General features: G+C 41.3%; 17 protein-coding genes and 2 pseudogenes. 13 read left to right on the top strand and 6 right to left on the bottom strand.

Annotated features, from left to right (window positions below):
• The first annotated feature begins 80 nt into the window (after positions 1-80).
• On the top strand, positions 81-788 hold the full coding sequence (locus tag PUQ00_RS28460; RefSeq protein ID WP_300422862.1) for a phosphatidate cytidylyltransferase: 708 nt from the start codon (positions 81-83) through the stop codon (positions 786-788).
• A gap of 340 nt (positions 789-1,128) precedes the next feature.
• Here PUQ00_RS28460 and PUQ00_RS28455 read toward each other — a convergent pair whose 3' ends face one another.
• Positions 1,129-1,446, bottom strand: coding sequence for a hypothetical protein (locus PUQ00_RS28455; protein WP_300422861.1), 318 nt, complete (start codon positions 1,444-1,446; stop codon positions 1,129-1,131).
• Positions 1,447-1,811: 365 nt separating this feature from the next.
• Between PUQ00_RS28455 and PUQ00_RS28450 the strand changes: the two genes are divergently transcribed.
• Positions 1,812-2,894: a class I fructose-bisphosphate aldolase gene (locus PUQ00_RS28450; protein WP_300422859.1), complete on the top strand. Its 1,083-nt coding sequence runs from the start codon at positions 1,812-1,814 to the stop codon at positions 2,892-2,894.
• Positions 2,895-2,918: 24 nt separating this feature from the next.
• The gene (locus PUQ00_RS28445) at positions 2,919-3,122 is read left to right on the top strand and encodes a hypothetical protein (RefSeq protein WP_300422857.1); all 204 of its coding nucleotides are present in this window, start codon (positions 2,919-2,921) and stop codon (positions 3,120-3,122) included.
• On the opposite strand, the gene PUQ00_RS28440 is transcribed toward PUQ00_RS28445, so the two are convergent.
• Positions 3,100-4,560 (bottom strand): inorganic phosphate transporter, encoded by a 1,461-nt coding sequence (locus PUQ00_RS28440; protein ID WP_300422855.1) that lies wholly within the window; start codon positions 4,558-4,560, stop codon positions 3,100-3,102. The two genes, PUQ00_RS28445 and PUQ00_RS28440, sit on opposite strands and share 23 nt — an antisense overlap.
• Before the next feature lie 253 nt (positions 4,561-4,813).
• On the opposite strand from PUQ00_RS28440, the gene PUQ00_RS28435 reads away from it, so the two are divergent.
• Entirely contained in the window at positions 4,814-5,029 is a 216-nt protein-coding gene (locus PUQ00_RS28435; RefSeq protein ID WP_300422854.1) for a hypothetical protein, read from the top strand.
• Positions 5,030-5,147: 118 nt separating this feature from the next.
• Here the strand turns inward: PUQ00_RS28435 and PUQ00_RS28430 are convergent, their stop codons facing one another.
• Positions 5,148-5,816, bottom strand: a complete 669-nt coding sequence (locus tag PUQ00_RS28430) for a ribonuclease (protein WP_300422852.1) — start codon at positions 5,814-5,816, stop codon at positions 5,148-5,150.
• A 179-nt stretch (positions 5,817-5,995) separates the two neighbouring features.
• Here PUQ00_RS28430 and PUQ00_RS28425 point away from each other — a divergent pair, with 179 nt between their 5' ends.
• Complete coding sequence (locus PUQ00_RS28425; RefSeq protein WP_300422850.1) at positions 5,996-7,162, top strand: pyridoxal phosphate-dependent aminotransferase; 1,167 nt, start codon at positions 5,996-5,998, stop codon at positions 7,160-7,162.
• A gap of 337 nt (positions 7,163-7,499) precedes the next feature.
• Here the strand turns inward: PUQ00_RS28425 and PUQ00_RS28420 are convergent, their stop codons facing one another.
• Positions 7,500-8,066, bottom strand: a complete 567-nt coding sequence (locus PUQ00_RS28420; protein WP_300422849.1) for a Uma2 family endonuclease — start codon at positions 8,064-8,066, stop codon at positions 7,500-7,502.
• A gap of 160 nt (positions 8,067-8,226) precedes the next feature.
• Complete coding sequence (locus PUQ00_RS28415; RefSeq protein WP_300422848.1) at positions 8,227-9,414, bottom strand: tetratricopeptide repeat protein; 1,188 nt, start codon at positions 9,412-9,414, stop codon at positions 8,227-8,229.
• A gap of 145 nt (positions 9,415-9,559) precedes the next feature.
• Between PUQ00_RS28415 and PUQ00_RS28410 the strand changes: the two genes are divergently transcribed.
• The 8 genes and pseudogenes from PUQ00_RS28410 to PUQ00_RS28375 all read left to right on the top strand — a co-directional run.
• Positions 9,560-10,843 (top strand): proton extrusion protein PcxA, encoded by a 1,284-nt coding sequence (locus tag PUQ00_RS28410; protein ID WP_300422846.1) that lies wholly within the window; start codon positions 9,560-9,562, stop codon positions 10,841-10,843.
• Between the two features lie 421 nt (positions 10,844-11,264).
• Positions 11,265-11,744 (top strand): hypothetical protein, encoded by a 480-nt coding sequence (locus PUQ00_RS28405; RefSeq protein ID WP_300422844.1) that lies wholly within the window; start codon positions 11,265-11,267, stop codon positions 11,742-11,744.
• A gap of 258 nt (positions 11,745-12,002) precedes the next feature.
• On the top strand, positions 12,003-12,854 hold the full coding sequence (locus PUQ00_RS28400; protein ID WP_300422864.1) for a polyphosphate kinase 2 family protein: 852 nt from the start codon (positions 12,003-12,005) through the stop codon (positions 12,852-12,854).
• A 142-nt stretch (positions 12,855-12,996) separates the two neighbouring features.
• The gene (locus PUQ00_RS28395; RefSeq protein ID WP_300422843.1) at positions 12,997-13,644 is read left to right on the top strand and encodes a chemotaxis protein CheB; all 648 of its coding nucleotides are present in this window, start codon (positions 12,997-12,999) and stop codon (positions 13,642-13,644) included.
• 99 nt (positions 13,645-13,743) lie between these two features.
• Complete coding sequence (locus PUQ00_RS28390; RefSeq protein ID WP_300422842.1) at positions 13,744-15,597, top strand: CheR family methyltransferase; 1,854 nt, start codon at positions 13,744-13,746, stop codon at positions 15,595-15,597.
• Between the two features lie 56 nt (positions 15,598-15,653).
• Positions 15,654-15,845: pseudogene (miaE, locus tag PUQ00_RS28385) on the top strand (tRNA isopentenyl-2-thiomethyl-A-37 hydroxylase MiaE); the annotation flags it as partial.
• An 18-nt stretch (positions 15,846-15,863) separates the two neighbouring features.
• Positions 15,864-16,268 carry a VOC family protein gene (locus PUQ00_RS28380; protein WP_300422840.1) on the top strand — a complete coding sequence of 135 codons (405 nt, stop codon included), beginning with the start codon at positions 15,864-15,866 and terminating at the stop codon, positions 16,266-16,268.
• A gap of 87 nt (positions 16,269-16,355) precedes the next feature.
• Positions 16,356-16,493 (top strand): annotated as a pseudogene (locus PUQ00_RS28375) (alkaline phosphatase PhoX); the annotation flags it as partial.
• A 12-nt stretch (positions 16,494-16,505) separates the two neighbouring features.
• Here the strand turns inward: PUQ00_RS28375 and PUQ00_RS28370 are convergent.
• On the bottom strand, positions 16,506-16,760 hold the full coding sequence (locus tag PUQ00_RS28370) for a hypothetical protein (protein ID WP_300422838.1): 255 nt from the start codon (positions 16,758-16,760) through the stop codon (positions 16,506-16,508).
• Positions 16,761-16,923: the final 163 nt, after the last annotated feature.

Below are 16,923 nucleotides of genomic sequence, written 5' to 3'. Positions count from 1 at the left end.
CCAATGCCCAATGCCCAATGCCCAATGCCCAATGCCCAATGCCCAATGCCCAATGACAAATGACAAATGACAAATGACAAATGACAAATGATTTTATCGGACTAGCAATTTCTTATATTTACGCTACTGGTCTGCTTGTCATTGGCGAGGGACTACGTAGACTGTTTGGTGTGAAGCCAGATTTGACCCGCAAAGTGATCCATATTGGTGCAGGGATGTGGGTTTTCGGCGTCCTGCTGCTGTTTAACCACTGGGAAATCGGAATTATCCCTTTTGCTACCTTTATCGGACTCAACTACCTGTTTTACCGCTACCGAATCATTGGGGCAATGGATACCCAGGATAGCTCACCTGGTACGGTTTATTTCGCTATCTCAGTGACGCTGCTGTTCGGGCTACTGTGGCGACCAGACGGGCCAGTAGATAGCGCCCCAATCGCTGTTGCTGGGATAATGGCGATGACTTGGGGTGATGCATTGGCAGCATTAATCGGCAGACGCTTCGGACAGCATAAATACCAAGTGGGAAATTCTGTGCGTTCTTGGGAGGGTTCAGCAGCAATGTTTGTAGCGAGTACAGTGGTGATTTTCTTGGTGCTGTTGCTGCTACCTGGTTCGTCGCTAAGTTCCTTAGCAAAGCCTTTAGGTTTAGGATGGGCTTTGTTGACGGCGGTAGTAACTGCTACTTTCGCAACCCTAGCAGAGGCAGTCTCACCTCACGGCACAGATAACCTCAGCGTGCCTCTAGTAGCGGCTGGGGTAGTGTGGGTAGTAATGCAGGGGTTGTGAATTGTTCAAGCCAACACAAGACAAAACTACTACTAAAAATACAGCAGATTTCAAGGAAGGTGAAGTACACAACGATTCGTCTCAAAGCCAGATATAAAACCTGTTTTACTCCTGAATTCTGACCGAACAATTCGCAGTTCGCAATTCGCTTTTTCCGACGTAATTGGATAATTGATTCATTTAGGGTACAGAGCAACTAATTTCAATTATGTAAAAATCAAAACACGTAGTATCAATATCCAAGCCCCTAACTTTAATTATGGAGTAATAATTGCCAATTGGAAATGACTCCTGCTGTAGAAGTCAAAATACACGACGTAGATCAGGCTTAGGTGGATCTTTACTGCTTGTGCTGGCGTAATTGCTCTATTATATAGTCTTCCAGTTCTTGTCTTTCTCTCTTACTGGCATTTCGTTGATAAGTTCTTCCTGTTTCTTGAATAAACTTACGTTTCTCGCTTGGAGTAGATTTGAGTTTACCTCCGGTGCCTTGGAGCTTTTGCTGTAATTCTTCCCAAGTCTTTTCACCTACACTTTCACCGAGTTTTACCAGTACCTTTGGTAGTAATATTTTTGCTTCTCTTTGAAAATCTTCTTCTGTCTCAAGGGAAGTTAAATCTATATTGCTGAAGTCGATATCGATTTGAAACTTACTCATAGAATTGTATTTATTCTGTTCACAATTGTTACCACAATCGGGGGAAGATGGGTTTTCAATTTTCAGCTATGATCCGAAGATAGTATGATTGTACTGTTTAACCTTGGTAACTGAAGTTGAAAACATCAATTCTGAAAGTTGATTGAATACTTCCGGTAGTATAGCCCTACTTAATCATTCACAACAAGATTCCCGACTTCTTAAAATAAGTCGGGAATCTCAGCCTTTTGATTTTCACTTATAAAATAAGATTGCTATATATTCAGAAAGAATACATATAATTAATGACCGTACAACTAGGTTAGCAATGTTAGAAATGCTATCTTAAAAGCAAGGTCATTTGCTCAATTTTTGAGGAAAACACTATGACTACAACGCTCATAGAGCCTAATTCTATCGAGTCATTACTAGGTAAAGAGGCTGAAGACCTGCTTACCTACAAAGCAAAGGTTTCTCGTGATTTACTACATTTGCCAGGCCCAGACTTTGTAGATCGAATCTGGCTCAACAGCGATCGCAATCCTCAAGTATTGCGTAATCTCCAGCTACTTTATTCTAGTGGTCGTCTGGCAAACACAGGTTATCTGTCTATCTTACCAGTAGACCAAGGGATTGAACACTCAGCAGGTGCGTCTTTTGCGCCCAATCCAATTTACTTTGACCCAGAAAATATTGTCAAGCTAGCGATCGCCGCAGGTTGCAATGCTGTTGCTACCACTTTGGGAACATTAGGGATCATTTCGCGCAAATATGCCCACAAAATTCCCTTTATTGTCAAAATCAATCACAACGAATTGCTGACTTTCCCCAATCAATTTGACCAGGTATTGTTTGCTGATGTGGAACAAGCTTGGAATTTAGGGGCGGCTGCGGTGGGTGCGACAATTTACTTTGGCTCAGACCAGTCTACCAGACAAATCCAAGAAATCAGCCGAGCTTTTAAACGCGCTCATGAACTGGGTTTGGTAACTATTCTCTGGTGCTATCTGCGGAACAACGCTTTTAAACAAGATAAAGATTACCACCTTGCTGCTGACCTCACCGGACAGGCGAATCATTTGGGCGTTACCATTGAAGCCGACATTATTAAACAAAAGTTACCCGAAAATAACAATGGTTACGGTGCAGTTGCCAAAGCCACTGGTAAAAGTTACGGTAAAACAGATGAGCGGATCTACACAGAATTAACAACCGATCACCCAATTGATTTAACTCGTTACCAAGTACTGAATTGCTACTCTGGGCGTGTGGGGCTGATTAATTCTGGTGGCGCGACTGGTAAAAATGACTTCGCCGAAGCCGTTCGCACGGCTGTAATTAATAAACGGGCTGGTGGTTCGGGATTAATCTCTGGGCGAAAGACGTTCCAGCGTCCCTTTGAGGAAGGTGTGAAGCTATTTCACACCATTCAAGATGTTTATTTGTCGTCGGATGTGACGATCGCTTAGGGAGTGGTCAGTGGGGAGTGGTCAGTGGGGAGTGGGGAATGGGGAGTGGGGGATGAGGGAGCAGGGGGAGCAGGGGGAGCAGGGGGAGCAGGGGGAGCAGGGGGAGCAGGGGGAGAAGAATTAATAACCAATGCCCAATGCCCCATGCCCAATGCCCCATGCCCAATGCCCAATGCCCAATGCCCAATGCCCATGCCCCATTTTCCTACTTCAAACCCAGAATATTAAAGACTATGTACAAGCTTCCCGCATATGTAGCAGAACCAAGCAGTACGCAAACTGGCAGGGTCAGCACCCAGGCGAGCAGAATATTTCTCAAAGTGTCCGTTTGCAAACCTGAATGGTTTGCCGCCATTGTACCTGCTACACCCGATGACAGGACGTGAGTGGTGCTGACTGGCAGACCGAAGTAATCGGCAGCGCCAATAGTTGTCATAGCGACTAACTCGGCGGAAGCTCCTTGAGCGTAAGTAAGGTGGTCTTTGCCAATCTTTTCACCCACTGTCACCACGATGCGCTTCCAACCAATCATTGTGCCAAGACCCAGTGCAATGGCAACGGCAAATTTCACCCAATTGGGAATGAATTTAGTTACTTTATCTAACTGCTTCTTATAGCTGATAAGCACCTGTTCTTGTTTGGCATCGGTTAATTTTTTCTGGTTGTCCAGCTTGCCAATTGTTCCAGCGACTAGATACATATCGGTTCGTAATGAGCTAAGGTCATCGTTTGAAAGCTGCTTGAAACTAGTCTTAGCAGCAAGCTTGCCTCCAATTGTCCGACTTTTGGCAGCAAGGGCTGCGAAGGTTTTGTCGTTGGCTTCGCCAGTTGGTTTGAGGAAGTTGGAAAGCTCATCTGTGATGCTTTGGCTGTTTGAGAATGTTCCTCTTCCTTGTTGTTGCAACACTGGAATTACAGAGTTGGACGTAGCGGCCAACTGAGCGATCGCTCCGGCATTGGTATCCATATTCAGTGCAAACATACCTGGTAGAATGCCCACTAAGATGAGCATGATCAGACCCATGCCTTTTTGACCATCATTTGAACCGTGGGCGAAGCTCACACCAGTACATGTCAAGATTAACAAACCACGTATCCAAGGCGGTGGTGTTTTATTCCCTTCTGGCGCACGGTACAACTCTGGTCGTCTGATCAGTCTTTTCGCCAGCAGTAACAGCAGTCCGGCGCAGGTGAATCCAACAATTGGTGAAACTAGTAAAGATGTGAAAACTTCCTCCGTCTTTGCCCAATTCACGCCCTCGCCAAAGACATGACCCTTAGACAACATTGAATTTGCTAAACCAACACCCATAATTGAACCAATCAGCGTATGTGAACTGGATGCAGGTAAGCCCAAGTACCAAGTTCCCAAGTTCCACATGATCGCTGAAATCAAAAGTGCAAATACCATTGCGAAGCCTGCACTTGAGCCAACATTAATTACCAACTCAACGGGAAGCAGAGCAATAATGCCAAAAGCAACGGCTCCAGTTGATGTCAGCACACCAATTAGGTTCCAACAGCCTGACCAGACAACGGCGATGTTTGGCTTTAGGCTATGAGTGTAAATGACTGTAGCAACTGCATTTGCAGTATCATGAAAACCATTGACAAATTCAAAGCTGAGTGCTAAACCCAGCGCCAAAGCTAGAAATAAATATTCCATTTAGCACTCCCAATAAAAGACAAGAATGCAGTCTGACAAAAACAAGTTGTGTGACAAAAAAACTATTAAAAGTAGAAAAAAAACCTGGAGTTGTTGCAATTTAGCGAACTACTCAAAAAATTATGGTTATAAATATAACCTTCTCCTCAACAGATTCTTTAATTACATCTGCTATCTCAAAATAAGAATGGGTTCTAATTACAATTGAAGATTAGGATAGATAGGTTAAGAAATAAATAAGAAATAGTAAAAATTGAAGAATTCAGAAGTCAGAATTCAGGAGTCAGAATCAAGACGCTCTCTGCGAGACGCTGCGCGAACGCGGACACGAGAAAGCGTGACGCTATCAGTCGGGGATTCAGACCCGCGACTGATTGAAGACCACCAAATTTTCTTGTTTCGTGGGGGTCTTAAACCCGATTATTTATCCACCAGTCGTACAGAATTCATTCTGAATTCTGACTCCTGACTCCTGAATTGTGTTCGATAAATTAATTAACTTCAAATCATAGTTGTGGGGAGCAGGGAAGTGGGGAGAAATAAATTCAAAATTAAAAATTCAACAACTCCTGCCCAATACCCGATTGTTATCTAACGTTTCTCAGTAAGAAATCTGGCTGTCCACAACTTTTTCGCGATCGCTTCAAAATCTCGGCGCTACAAATACCAGCTTCACCATTTTTGGAATAACAAAAGAAGACTTCTTGCAAAAATCTTCCCGAACCAGAACAAAAAGGTGCTATACCATCAGCAGTAATTTGATTATTAGCACTCACAAATGAATTTTTAAAATTTGTAATTGTGGTACGCAAGGGTTTATTCGGACGATTATAAGCTGCGGGAATAGCGATCGCATCTTTTAATTTTTTACTCAATGCCAAATATTCCGCAGGAGTTTTCCCCGAACAAGTACCATGTTTTTCCCATTCATGATCGTAAAGTTTAGGGCTAGGATACAAATTGGCAAACCGCCGCTTTACTTCCAACGGTAATTTTTGCGTGGAACAATTAGCAGGATAACCAGTTTGGTACTGTGGCCACAAACCATGTAGTACAAAACCAAGTTTCCTTCCAGAACCACACTGCTGTGGGTCACGGATGCCATTTGTTGCACAATAATCTGGCGACCAAGAGAGTGTCAGGACATAAAAATCAAATTGGCCGGGAGTACCGTGATTTTGAGCAATGGCAGCATTCGGTATAAAAAGACTACTAATTAACAGAGAAGATGCGATGAAAAGTTTCTTGATCTGCATAAAAACAGTTAGTTTATCTTAAAACTAAAGTTATACAGAATACATTGTTAAGAGTCAAGGGTCAGGAATTCTTCCCAATTCCCCAGTTTTCAATCCCCAAGGAATTCAGAAACAGCAAATCTTGGTAAGGATTCTGGGATATCCTTAGATAAGTGAAAGATTTGCCAAAAATAGTAAGAATGAAGCTGGCAGCAAGAGTAAGTCAGGTAACACCTTCATTAACCTTAGCGATCGCAGCCAAGGCTAAGGCACTGAAGGGAGAGGGAATAGATGTTTGTAGTTTTAGCGCTGGAGAACCAGATTTTGATACCCCAGCGCATATTAAAGCCGCAGCAGTAAAAGCTTTGGATGAAGGCAAAACCAAATACGGTGCAGCAGCTGGAGAACCAAAGTTAAGGGAAGCGATCGCCCGTAAGCTTAAAATTGATAACGGTCTTGATTACAAGTCAGAGAATGTGATCGTCACCAATGGCGGTAAGCATTCTTTGTACAACTTAATAGTTGCGCTAATCGATCCAGGTGATGAGGTAATTATCCCTGCGCCCTACTGGCTAAGTTATCCCGAAATGGTGACTTTGGTCGGTGGAGTTTCGGTGATTGTGCCCACAGATGCTACGACGGGTTATAAAATTACTCCCGAACAACTCCGTAAAGCAATCACGCCTAAAACGAAGTTATTTATCCTCAACTCCCCATCTAATCCTACGGGGATGGTTTACACGCCAGATGAAATCAAAGCACTGGCGAACGTAATAGTTGATGCAGATATCTTTGTCGTCTCTGATGAGATTTACGAAAAGATTCTTTACGACGGTGCAGAACATATCAGCATCGGTTCTCTAGGGAAGGAAATTTTTGACCGCACTTTGATCAGTAATGGGTTTGCAAAGGCTTATTCGATGACTGGGTGGAGGCTTGGTTATTTAGCAGGCCCAGTGGAAATCATTAAAGCCGCGAGTACCATCCAAGGGCATAGTACATCTAACGTGTGTACCTTTGCTCAATATGGTGCGATCGCAGCTTTGGAAAGTCATCAAGATTGTGTCGAAGAAATGCGCCAAGCCTTTGCCAAACGCCGACGGGTAATGCTAGAGAGACTCAACGCTATTCCCGGATTGAGTACCGCCTCACCAGATGGCGCTTTTTATCTGTTCCCTGATATCAGCAAAACTGGTCTCAAATCCCTAGAGTTTTGTGATGCCTTGTTGGAAAAACATCAAGTTGCAGTCATTCCCGGAATTGCCTTTGGCGCTGATGACAACATTCGCCTTTCCTACGCCACAGATATGGCGACGATTGAAAAGGGAATGGATAGATTGGAGAAATTTGTCAAGTCGTGTATTTAGTCATTTGTCATTTGTGAGGACAATTTACCAACTCTCCAACTTCTTAACTCCACCTTTTCAACTCAGAACGAGTGGAGTTCATTTTCAAATCTGAAGTTCCGAGTTCCAAGCCTGAAGTTTCGAGTTCCGAAGCTCAAGTTTCGAGTTCTGAAGCTCAAGTTCCGAGTTCCGAAGCTCAAGTTTCGAGTTCCGAAGCTCAAGTTCCGAGTTCTGAAGCTGAAGTTCCGAGTTCCAAACTCGAAGTTCCACTTTCTGAGACTAAAGTTTCAGCTTGCGAAGGTGAAGTTTCATGTTCCAAACTGGAACTTTCGAGAACCAAGCTTGAAGTTCCACGTATTTACACAAACAACCGTGCCACAGTGCAAACAAAATTTGGTAACAGAGGTGAAGAGAGGTCATCTGTTGCGAATAATGTTGCCACTAATTTCAGGACTGCTTTTTCTCGGCGATACACTTCAACCTGTTGTAATTGCCAGTTCAAAATCCAATATTCTTGAACTCCTCTAGAAGCATATAGTTTTAGCTTGACTTCGCGGTCGCGTCGCTCGTTTTGTACTCCAGGCGAAAGTACTTCTACAACCAGTTCTGGCGCTCCCGTTAAATGTCCTTCTTGGTCAAGTAAAATGGCGAGGCGTTCTTTGCTTACCCAAACCACATCGGGAATAACATTATCTGCATCAGTAAAAATAATTCCTGGTGTTGGCACAGCCTCACCAAGACCTGTTGAGATTGACCAAGTTCTTAATTCTGCATAAATATTACCAGTAGCTTTTTGATGTCCCCAATGCGGTGCCCTACTCACAAATAATTCCCCATCGATAATTTCGTAGCGATTACCGTTATCTGGTAATAAATCTAAGTCTGTGCTTGTCCAACGTATCCTTTCATCAATGGTTTGGCTCATAAGAACCTCTGAAATATTGATACTAATATTCTAATGTCATTTGTCAAGAGTTAGGAGTTAGGAATTAAGAGTTAGAAGTTAGGAGTTAGAAGTTAGAAGTTAACGCCAAAGTTATTATTCTCCCCCATGCCCAATGCCCCATGCCCCATGCCCCTCACCTCTACATCAACTCCATCTCTCGCAACCCCTGGCGTAGTCTCTTCGCCTCTTCGGGATTATGCCTTTCATGAATAGCGATCGCTTTTCTAAAAGCTGTTAAACTATCTTGATGATTGCCAACTTTCAGCAATACTACCCCTAAATTTTGATACGCTTCGGCATAGTTGGGATTTAACTCGATTGCATTTTGATAATATGCGATCGCATCTGTAAATAAACCCAAAGCTTTAAAAGTCATCGCCAAATTATAATGTCCAAAAACAAAAGTAGGGTCAATTTTCAAAGTTGTGGCGTAAGCAGTTTTCGCACCGTTGAAATCTCCTGCTGCTTTGAGTAAGTTACCCAAGTTGTTGTATGCTCCTAATTTGAGCATGGGATAAATTGGCAATTTGATCGCAGTTTTATAGTGAGAAATAGCCTGTGGGGATTTTTGCAACCGACTGTAGGCAATGCCTAAATGATAGTGGAGTTCATATAAAATATCGTAGTTTTCTTCAGCAAAGCTGATTCCTCGTCTCAGCAACTCCATACCTTGGGAAATTTTCCCAGTTTCCACATACAATGCTCCTAATTTACTGCAAACATAGGGGTCATCAGGATGAGTCGCAAGAAACCCTGACATCGCCGTAGCTGCTTTGGCATATTTGTTATTTTGAGCGATCGCACTTTTTTGATATCCTACGTGTAAAAGTGCTACCCCTGGTAAATAACCTACTTGCCAATAAGGTTCCTTGGTTAAAATTGCTGACACACTATCATCGACTAAGGCATGGTAAGGACGGTCAAAACGAATATCTGGATGATTGCGGAATAGCCTGGAAACCAGAGAATAGGGAGATTGTTCTGCACCAACTTCATGGCGGACGAGGTTGATGAGTAGGTATTCGTCTCTAGCGATCGCCTCTCGCAACTGCGGTACAATTGCTGGTGTCAGAGTTTCATCAGCATCTAATACCAAAATCCAATCACCACTGACATATTTTAGAGCGGCATTGCGGGCAGCACTGAAGTCATTACACCATTTGAAATGATAGACTTTTGCACCGAGCTGTTGGGCAATATTGGGAGTGCGATCGATTGAGCCTGTATCCAAGACTACCATTTCATCTACCACATTTCTAACACTGTTCAGGCATTTAGGCAGTGTTCTTGCTTCGTTTTTCACAATCATGCACAGACTGAGTTTCATAATTGACACATCATCTACATACATTATTCATAGTAGTCAAATAAATTAATTTCTCATAGTTAATTTTCTGTTACAAAAACCTAAGACACGACTTTTTCCATGCTGGTATAACTATAATACAGATTATATAAAGAGTCATATATATATGAAAGATTCATTCGCCAAAACAGCAAATTTACTTCGCCAAAATCTCAAAGAATATTTGCGATCGCTTAACCATTGGTTTTTAAATACACCAGAAAGGGCACTTTTAGAAGCTCAACAAGCAGCTGAAAGAATTAAAAACATTGAGAGAGAATATTTTGATAATAAAAAAATATCTTTAGAATCAGGAAATTATACTGAAAACGTGATGTCTTACTGGCAAGGATACCTTGATAAAAATTTAACTATTATCAAGGTTAGGCTTGCAGAGTTCCAGCTTAGTCGGGGAATCGTCAATATATCTAATTCTGTTTTATTAGAAAAATTAAAGGTTATTGATGAAGTTGTAGACAAGTACACTATTAAAGATAAACTAATTAACAACAGCGTATTAGCATCAACTTCTCAAGCCATACAAATTAACCGGAGCGAAATTAACAAACAGCCAGACTCATCTAATATTAATAATATTAAAGCAATACCTACATCTGAAAATACTGGAGCCGTTCCGAGGTCTATAAGCAAAACATTTAATAGAATTAAAGGAGATTTTTCCCCGCAGGCAGAGGAAGAATTTATGAGGGATTATCGAATTTCTCGAAATAGAACAAGAATTGCTCTGAGATTTCTAATAACTCTAATTATTGTACCTATTTTAACTCAGAACTTATCGAAACAATTTATAGTAACTCCCATATTAGAAAAAATTAGAGGAGATAATAAAATTCAAGTTTTCATTAATTCTGATATGGAAAAAGAAGCTCTTGAGGAATTACACAATTTTCAAAAACAACTGAGATTTGAATATTTGCTTAATCAAGCTCCACCACTTTCTTCAGAGCTAACCCAAGAAAAAATAAAAAATAAAGCAGTTGAAATATCTGAAGAATTCCGCATAAAAAGTAATAGTGATCTTAGTAATATCTTCGCTGATTTAATCTCACTATTTTCTTTTGGTATAGTTATCGCTCTCAGCAAAAGGGAAGTTGTGATTCTCAAGTCTTTTATGGATACCATTGTCTATGGTCTCAGCGATAGTGCTAAGGCTTTTTTAATTATTCTACTTACAGATATATTTGTAGGATTTCACTCACCAGATGGCTGGGAGGTCATTCTGGAAGGATTCGCAGAACATTTGGGTTTGCCAGCCAGTAGAAATGTAATATTTTTCTTTATTGCAACATTTCCTGTGATTTTAAACACTATTTTTAAATACTGGATATTCCGCTATCTCAGTCGTTTATCTCCATCGGCATTGGCTACATTAAAAGAGATGGATGAGTAATTCCTAATTCGTAATTATCTAATATATAAATTCACTAACTTTGAGCAAAGAATGTGCTTTTTCCCATAATTAAAGTTAGTTACTCTAAAATATCAATAGATTAATTACAAACTACGAATTACGTTAGCGAGTCAGACGGCTCGTTCCGACGCTGGTTCCTCGCTAACGCTTTGCTATCGCGAACGCTATCGAGCATCACAAGGATAATTAACGCCGATGTGCAACTTATTCTTAGAACCCCGCTTCCATTGCTCTGCCCCTCAAAGAGAGGGTTTGATTCTTGCTCCCCAACGCTAGCTCTTAAGGGGCTGGGGGTTAGGTTTGAAAGAAAGTCGCACACGGCGCTAATTACAAATTATTTTGGCGCATTTGTGTCCTGATTTGCTAGGCTATGTATATCCTGGTTCTTCTGAAATGTGCTATGGATTTTGAAAGCAAAGCCAATGCTCCAAGTGCTACAGACGACGACATAGAGTTTGCTCAACCAACTACTACCCGTAAGCCACTGGAATTGTTGCGGGATACTGAGGCTTTGCTACGTCGCCCAACCGTAGCAAAACTGTCGCCGATTTTGCCACCAAAACTGAGCAATAGATTCCAAGCAAGCTCATCTTTGGCAGATGATTCTTTTAAGGAACTGGCAGAAATTGACCTAGACACTATTAGTGATTTTGAACTACGACCTGTACGAATTTCTGTTGGCTTCAGCTTTGTTGGTTTTGGGGCACTGATGATATTAGTTCTGCTGCTGTACTTAAACACGTTTCATCCAGAACTCAGTACGGCTGAACAGATTCGGCAATATTGGTATCAATATATTTGGTTTGTCAGTTTGGGTGTTACAGGGATGTTTATGTTGGGACGTGAAGCAATGCGTCCTATGCCAAAGCGACGAAAATGAATTTTGAATCAAAATTTTTTAGTTAATAAATCATAACTTTTAGAAATTAGCACCGCAAAATGTGCTTCGGTATAAACAGCCCTTAGGAAATTTTATACATGAATCACGATGCTTTCATTAGACTTATCCACAAATAAACCTCAAAATAGCTGAAACCCTTACATAGCTGGCTTTTTAGCTTATATAAAACAGGAACCTCTAAAACCCTCTCCAGAGCTAGGTTTCAGCCAAATAAAGTTCTCATTTCCGGATAAGTCTATTGTTCCACCAGGTTCAAACATTTCTCTGAAAAAAAATTATGACCCAGCCTATAAGACTAATCTTCATAACAAAACTGATGCTGCAATCAGATTACAGACAGATATTGAAAGACTAGCAAATTACCAAAATATTCTCTACGCTCAAAACACCTATGCCTTGCTGATTATTTTTCAGGCAATGGATGCTGCTGGCAAAGATAGCACAATTAAACATGTGACCTCTGGTGTGAACCCGCAAGGATTTCAGGTATTTAGTTTTAAGGAACCTAGTGCGGAAGAATTAGACCATGACTATCTGTGGCAAACAACAAAGGCTTTGCCAGAAAGAGGTCGAATTGGGATATTTAACCGTTCATACTATGAAGAAGTGCTTGTGGCTCGTGTCCATCCTGAAATGCTTAAGAAACAACAACTTCCCCACTTACCTGAGGAAAAGAAGATATGGAAACAGCGCTTTGAAGAAATCAATAATTTTGAAAAACATTTGGTAAATAATGGTGTGATCATCCTAAAGTTTTTTCTAAATGTCTCGAAATCAGAGCAGAAAAAACGCTTTTTAAAACGGATTGAAGATCCTGAAAAAAATTGGAAGTTTTCAGATAGTGATGTCCGAGAACGAGCTTTTTGGGATGATTATATGAATGCTTATGAAGAAGTTTTTAACTATACTAGTACTAAATGGTGTCCGTGGTATATTATTCCTGCCGATCGCAAATGGTTTACACGCTTAACTGTTGCTAATATCATCTGCACAAAATTACAAGAACTAAATCTGCAATATCCGACAGTTAGTGAAGAGCATAAGCAGCAACTGTTACAGGCAAAACGCATTCTAGAACAAGAAGATTAAAAGATGAATTTAACAAAAAAATAAATAAAATGCTGAATAGGTAAAATACATCCTATAATTTATTTAAATTAAATATGCAAAATTCAAAATTAATGCTGTTTGCCACGAAAAAAGTTTAATAGATAATCGTAACTGCAAAATTATGATTAAGATCGCAGACGAGGGCAATAATAATCTACCTTATTTTACTAATGCTGCCTTTGATGTTGTCGTGATCGCAGCCTCAGCAGGGGGTCTGACTGCTTTAGCTAAAGTGCTATCGACTCTACCCACAGAATTTACAGCCCCGATCGCCATTGTGCAACACCTTGGCCCCCGACACCGCTCGTTCATGGCAGAAATTCTGGATCGGCGCACTACTCTTAATGTCAAACAGGCAGAAGAGGGAGATTACCTTACCCCAGGAACGGTTTACATTGCTCCACCGAATCGTCACCTCTTGGCCAACAGTGACGGCACACTTTCCTTATCACAGTCGGAATTAGTACATTTTTTACGTCCTTCGGCTGATCTGTTATTTGAATCGGTTGCAGCCATTTACAAAGACACAGTGATCGCTCTTGTGCTAACTGGAACGGGTAGGGACGGCGCGATGGGAATAGAAGCGATAAAAAAAATGGGCGGTACTGTCATTGTCCAAGACATAAAAACTGCCGAATTTACCGGGATGCCCTCCGCCGCAATTCAAACTGGCAAGGTAGATTTTATTCTCCCCCTTGATGAAATCTCCAGCACCCTGGTGAGTTTGGTTATGAGTAATGTTGAAATCAAGTCAGAGTTCTCTAATTGAGTGCCAACATCTGCCTCAAAATTCCTTCTGAGGCTAATAGCTAAAGTCGTCTAAAGGCGATTGAATAAAAATATTTTTAATCTAAAGTCCCAAATTAATATGACTTCCGCAGAAAGAGATCCCGAATTTGAAAATCTACTGATTTATCTCAGACAAAACCGAGGATTTGATTTTACGGGCTATAAGCGCTCGACTGTGATGCGTCGGGTAAGCAAGCGGATGCAGTCATTGACCATAGAGAACTTTGAAGGGTATCTAGACTACTTAGAAGTTTATCCAGAGGAATTTAATTATCTTTTCAACATTATCCTAATTAACGTCACCACTTTTTTTCGAGATTCATCAGCTTGGGAATACATAGGAGAGCAAATACTGCCTAATCTGATTAAGAATAAAAAAACTTCTGAGCAAATCCGCATTTGGAGCGCTGGCTGTGCTTCTGGGGAAGAAGCTTATACCCTGGCAATGTTGACGGGTGAAATATTGGGAGTAGAAGAATTTCGCCAACGAGTGAAAATCTATGCCACAGATGTAGATGAAGATGCTCTCAAACACGCACGTCTTGCTCTGTATTCAGCAAAAGATATCCAGACGGTGCCAGATGAACTGCGCCAGAAATACTTTGAGATTGTTGGGAACCACTATGTCTTTCGTCAAGACTTGCGCCGCTCAGTGATTTTTGGTCGCCACGATCTGCTTCAAGATGCGCCGATTTCGCGCTTAGATTTGCTGGTCAGCCGCAATACATTAATGTATTTTAATTCTGAGACTCAAGGGCGAATTCTAGCGCGGTTTCATTTTGCACTAAATGATAATGGCTATCTGTTTTTGGGGAAAGCAGAGATGCTATTGATGCATTCTAATCTGTTTATACCATTGGAATTAAAAAACCGGATATTTACTAAGGTATCGTCGGTGAATATTCGCGATCGCCTCTTAATTATGGCCAATTCAGTAGATGAAGAATCTAACAGTCGTTTTTCTCGACAGTTCCGGCTGCGAGAAATGGGTTTTGACACAGCACCAATCGCCCAAATAGTCATTGATCTTAGTGGCATCCTGGTAATGATGAACGAGCAGGCGCGGACTTTGTTCGCCCTTTCCCCCAAAGATTTAGCTCGTCCCTTCCAGGATCTAGAGCTTTCCTATCGACCAATTGAATTGCGATCGCTAATTGAACGGGCTTATACTGAACGCCGCCCTCTCAACCTGACAAATGTAGAGCGCTATTTGTCAAACACAGAAATGCAATATCTGGATGTGCGGATTACGCCTTTGGAAGAAACAAGCACTAATTTTTTAGGAGTCAGCATCGCCTTTCATGATGTCACTCGTTACATTAAACTTCAAGAAGCGCTGCAACGCTCCCAACAGGAATTAGAAACCACCAACGAAGAACTGCAATCTACTAATGAAGAATTAGAAACCACCAACGAAGAACTACAATCTACCAATGAAGAATTGGAGACGATGAATGAAGAATTACAATCTACTAACGAAGAATTACAAACAATTAATAACGAACTGAGCGATCGCACCGCAGAACTTAATCGCACTAACATTTTCCTGATCTCTATTCTCAGAAGTCTCCAAACTGGAATAGTAGTAATTGATAGCAGCTTTAATATCTCAATTTGGAATTACATGGTAGAAGATTTATGGGGCTTGCGAATTGATGAAGTTTTAGGACAGTCTATCTTCAGCCTAGATATTGGGCTACCCGTCGAACAGTTGCGATCGCCCATCCGCGACTCCCTAGCCGCGAAAAAGCAGTTTCAAGAAATGATCCTCGATGCTACCAATCGTCGGGGTAGGCAAATAAAATGTTACTTAGCAATTACTCCATTGCTTGGCATTGAAATGCAGGGAGCAGTTTTAATGATGGCAGATGTAGAGAAAGTCAAGAGTATGATTTCTACTCAAGAAATGGAGGAACGGCAGCAGCAGGATTGACTCTCACCCACTCTGAACGCAAAGCAGCAGGCGTGGCCTTGAACTTGATGTTTCGCTGTTCAGAGCCAGAGTTAGCAAAATTTTATCATGGGTTAATGGCATCCGAAGCACGTCACTACGGTATATATTGGGTTTTAGCTGCTACTTACTTCGACAGAGAAATTGTCATGCAACGGCTTGATGAATTAGTAATTGTCGAAAGTGAGTTACTGGCGACTTTGCACTCAGAACCTAGAATTCACAGTTAGTAGACTAACCCAACAGATATGAAGCTTCAGCTAACACACCTGAGACTGCTTGTCTCCAACTACAAAGATTCTTTTCTGTTCTACCGCGATCTGCTGAAATTTGATGTCGATTGGGGCGATGAAGATAGCGGATATGCTGAGTTTAATAGCGGACATCTCAAGCTGGGTTTGTTCAAAAAAGAATTAATGGCTGAAGTAGTCCCAAGAATCGAACAGCCTTCATATGTTGCCAATCGAGATAAAATTGTCTTGATTTTCGCAGTCGATAACGTAGATGAGGTCTATGAGCAACTAAAAGATCAGAATGCGATCGTTGTGACTCAACCACAAGATCGCCCAAGCTGGGGAATCCGCACAGCTCATTTTCGCGATCCTGATGGCAATCTGATCGAAATCTATAACAATCTAGGAATTGTCAGTTAAAAGTTCGCTGCTAAAAACTATCCAATATCTGAACTATAAACTTGGCTCTAATTTGAAATACACGTACTGGCGTGACAAGTAGGTGAAATGGGACGGTTTAATCATGAGGCTGTAGCTATAGATACTAAAACTGGGATTGTTTATCAGACTGAAGATAATGGGACTAGCCTCTTCTATCGTTTTATCCCAAAACAGTATGGCAATTTAAAAGCAGGAGGTACTCTCCAAGTTTAAGGATTAAGGATAGACCGATTCGATGATATGCAATATTTCCCATCCTCTCTGGCGAGTAATGTACCTTTCAGTTACGGATGTCAGCCAATCTGCGTCTGAGGCACTTGCTTGTAAAACCTGCCACAAGTGTGCTTGTTCAATATCCTCAATTAATGGCTTTGAACCTTGATTTTGGCATCGGCGATCGCCGATGCCAAAAATACCCAATTTGTCTAATTTGTCAATGCGTAAGTTCTGTTTTTTTAAATTACCATACAATATTCACCCTTACTTTTACCTTTACCTACACTGTAAACTCTCGCAGATGGGGGGAGATTGAAAAACTCAACCCTCCTCATGATAATTTGAGGAGGGTTGAGTTGAATTATAAAACCTGGCATCGAGCTATTTTTGCGTAGGGCTACCCCTAAACTATCGTGGC

The sequence above is a fragment of the Nostoc sp. S13 genome (genome assembly GCF_029379315.1).
Classification (GTDB): Bacteria; Cyanobacteriota; Cyanobacteriia; order Cyanobacteriales; family Nostocaceae; genus Nostoc.
This window is presented reverse-complemented; position numbering and strand designations above follow the sequence as displayed.

What these genes read in the sequence shown, in the direction of transcription:
- PUQ00_RS28460 (WP_300422862.1), top strand. Translation starts at nt 81, where the DNA reads ATGACAAATGATTTTATCGGACTAGCAATTTCTTATATTTACGCTACT.
- PUQ00_RS28455 (WP_300422861.1), bottom strand. Translation starts at nt 1,446, where the DNA reads ATGAGTAAGTTTCAAATCGATATCGACTTCAGCAATATAGATTTAACT.
- PUQ00_RS28450 (WP_300422859.1), top strand. Translation starts at nt 1,812, where the DNA reads ATGACTACAACGCTCATAGAGCCTAATTCTATCGAGTCATTACTAGGT.
- PUQ00_RS28440 (WP_300422855.1), bottom strand. Translation starts at nt 4,560, where the DNA reads ATGGAATATTTATTTCTAGCTTTGGCGCTGGGTTTAGCACTCAGCTTT.
- PUQ00_RS28430 (WP_300422852.1), bottom strand. Translation starts at nt 5,816, where the DNA reads ATGCAGATCAAGAAACTTTTCATCGCATCTTCTCTGTTAATTAGTAGT.
- PUQ00_RS28425 (WP_300422850.1), top strand. Translation starts at nt 5,996, where the DNA reads ATGAAGCTGGCAGCAAGAGTAAGTCAGGTAACACCTTCATTAACCTTA.
- PUQ00_RS28420 (WP_300422849.1), bottom strand. Translation starts at nt 8,066, where the DNA reads ATGAGCCAAACCATTGATGAAAGGATACGTTGGACAAGCACAGACTTA.
- PUQ00_RS28415 (WP_300422848.1), bottom strand. Translation starts at nt 9,414, where the DNA reads ATGAAACTCAGTCTGTGCATGATTGTGAAAAACGAAGCAAGAACACTG.
- PUQ00_RS28410 (WP_300422846.1), top strand. Translation starts at nt 9,560, where the DNA reads ATGAAAGATTCATTCGCCAAAACAGCAAATTTACTTCGCCAAAATCTC.
- PUQ00_RS28405 (WP_300422844.1), top strand. Translation starts at nt 11,265, where the DNA reads ATGGATTTTGAAAGCAAAGCCAATGCTCCAAGTGCTACAGACGACGAC.
- PUQ00_RS28395 (WP_300422843.1), top strand. Translation starts at nt 12,997, where the DNA reads ATGATTAAGATCGCAGACGAGGGCAATAATAATCTACCTTATTTTACT.
- PUQ00_RS28390 (WP_300422842.1), top strand. Translation starts at nt 13,744, where the DNA reads ATGACTTCCGCAGAAAGAGATCCCGAATTTGAAAATCTACTGATTTAT.
- PUQ00_RS28380 (WP_300422840.1), top strand. Translation starts at nt 15,864, where the DNA reads ATGAAGCTTCAGCTAACACACCTGAGACTGCTTGTCTCCAACTACAAA.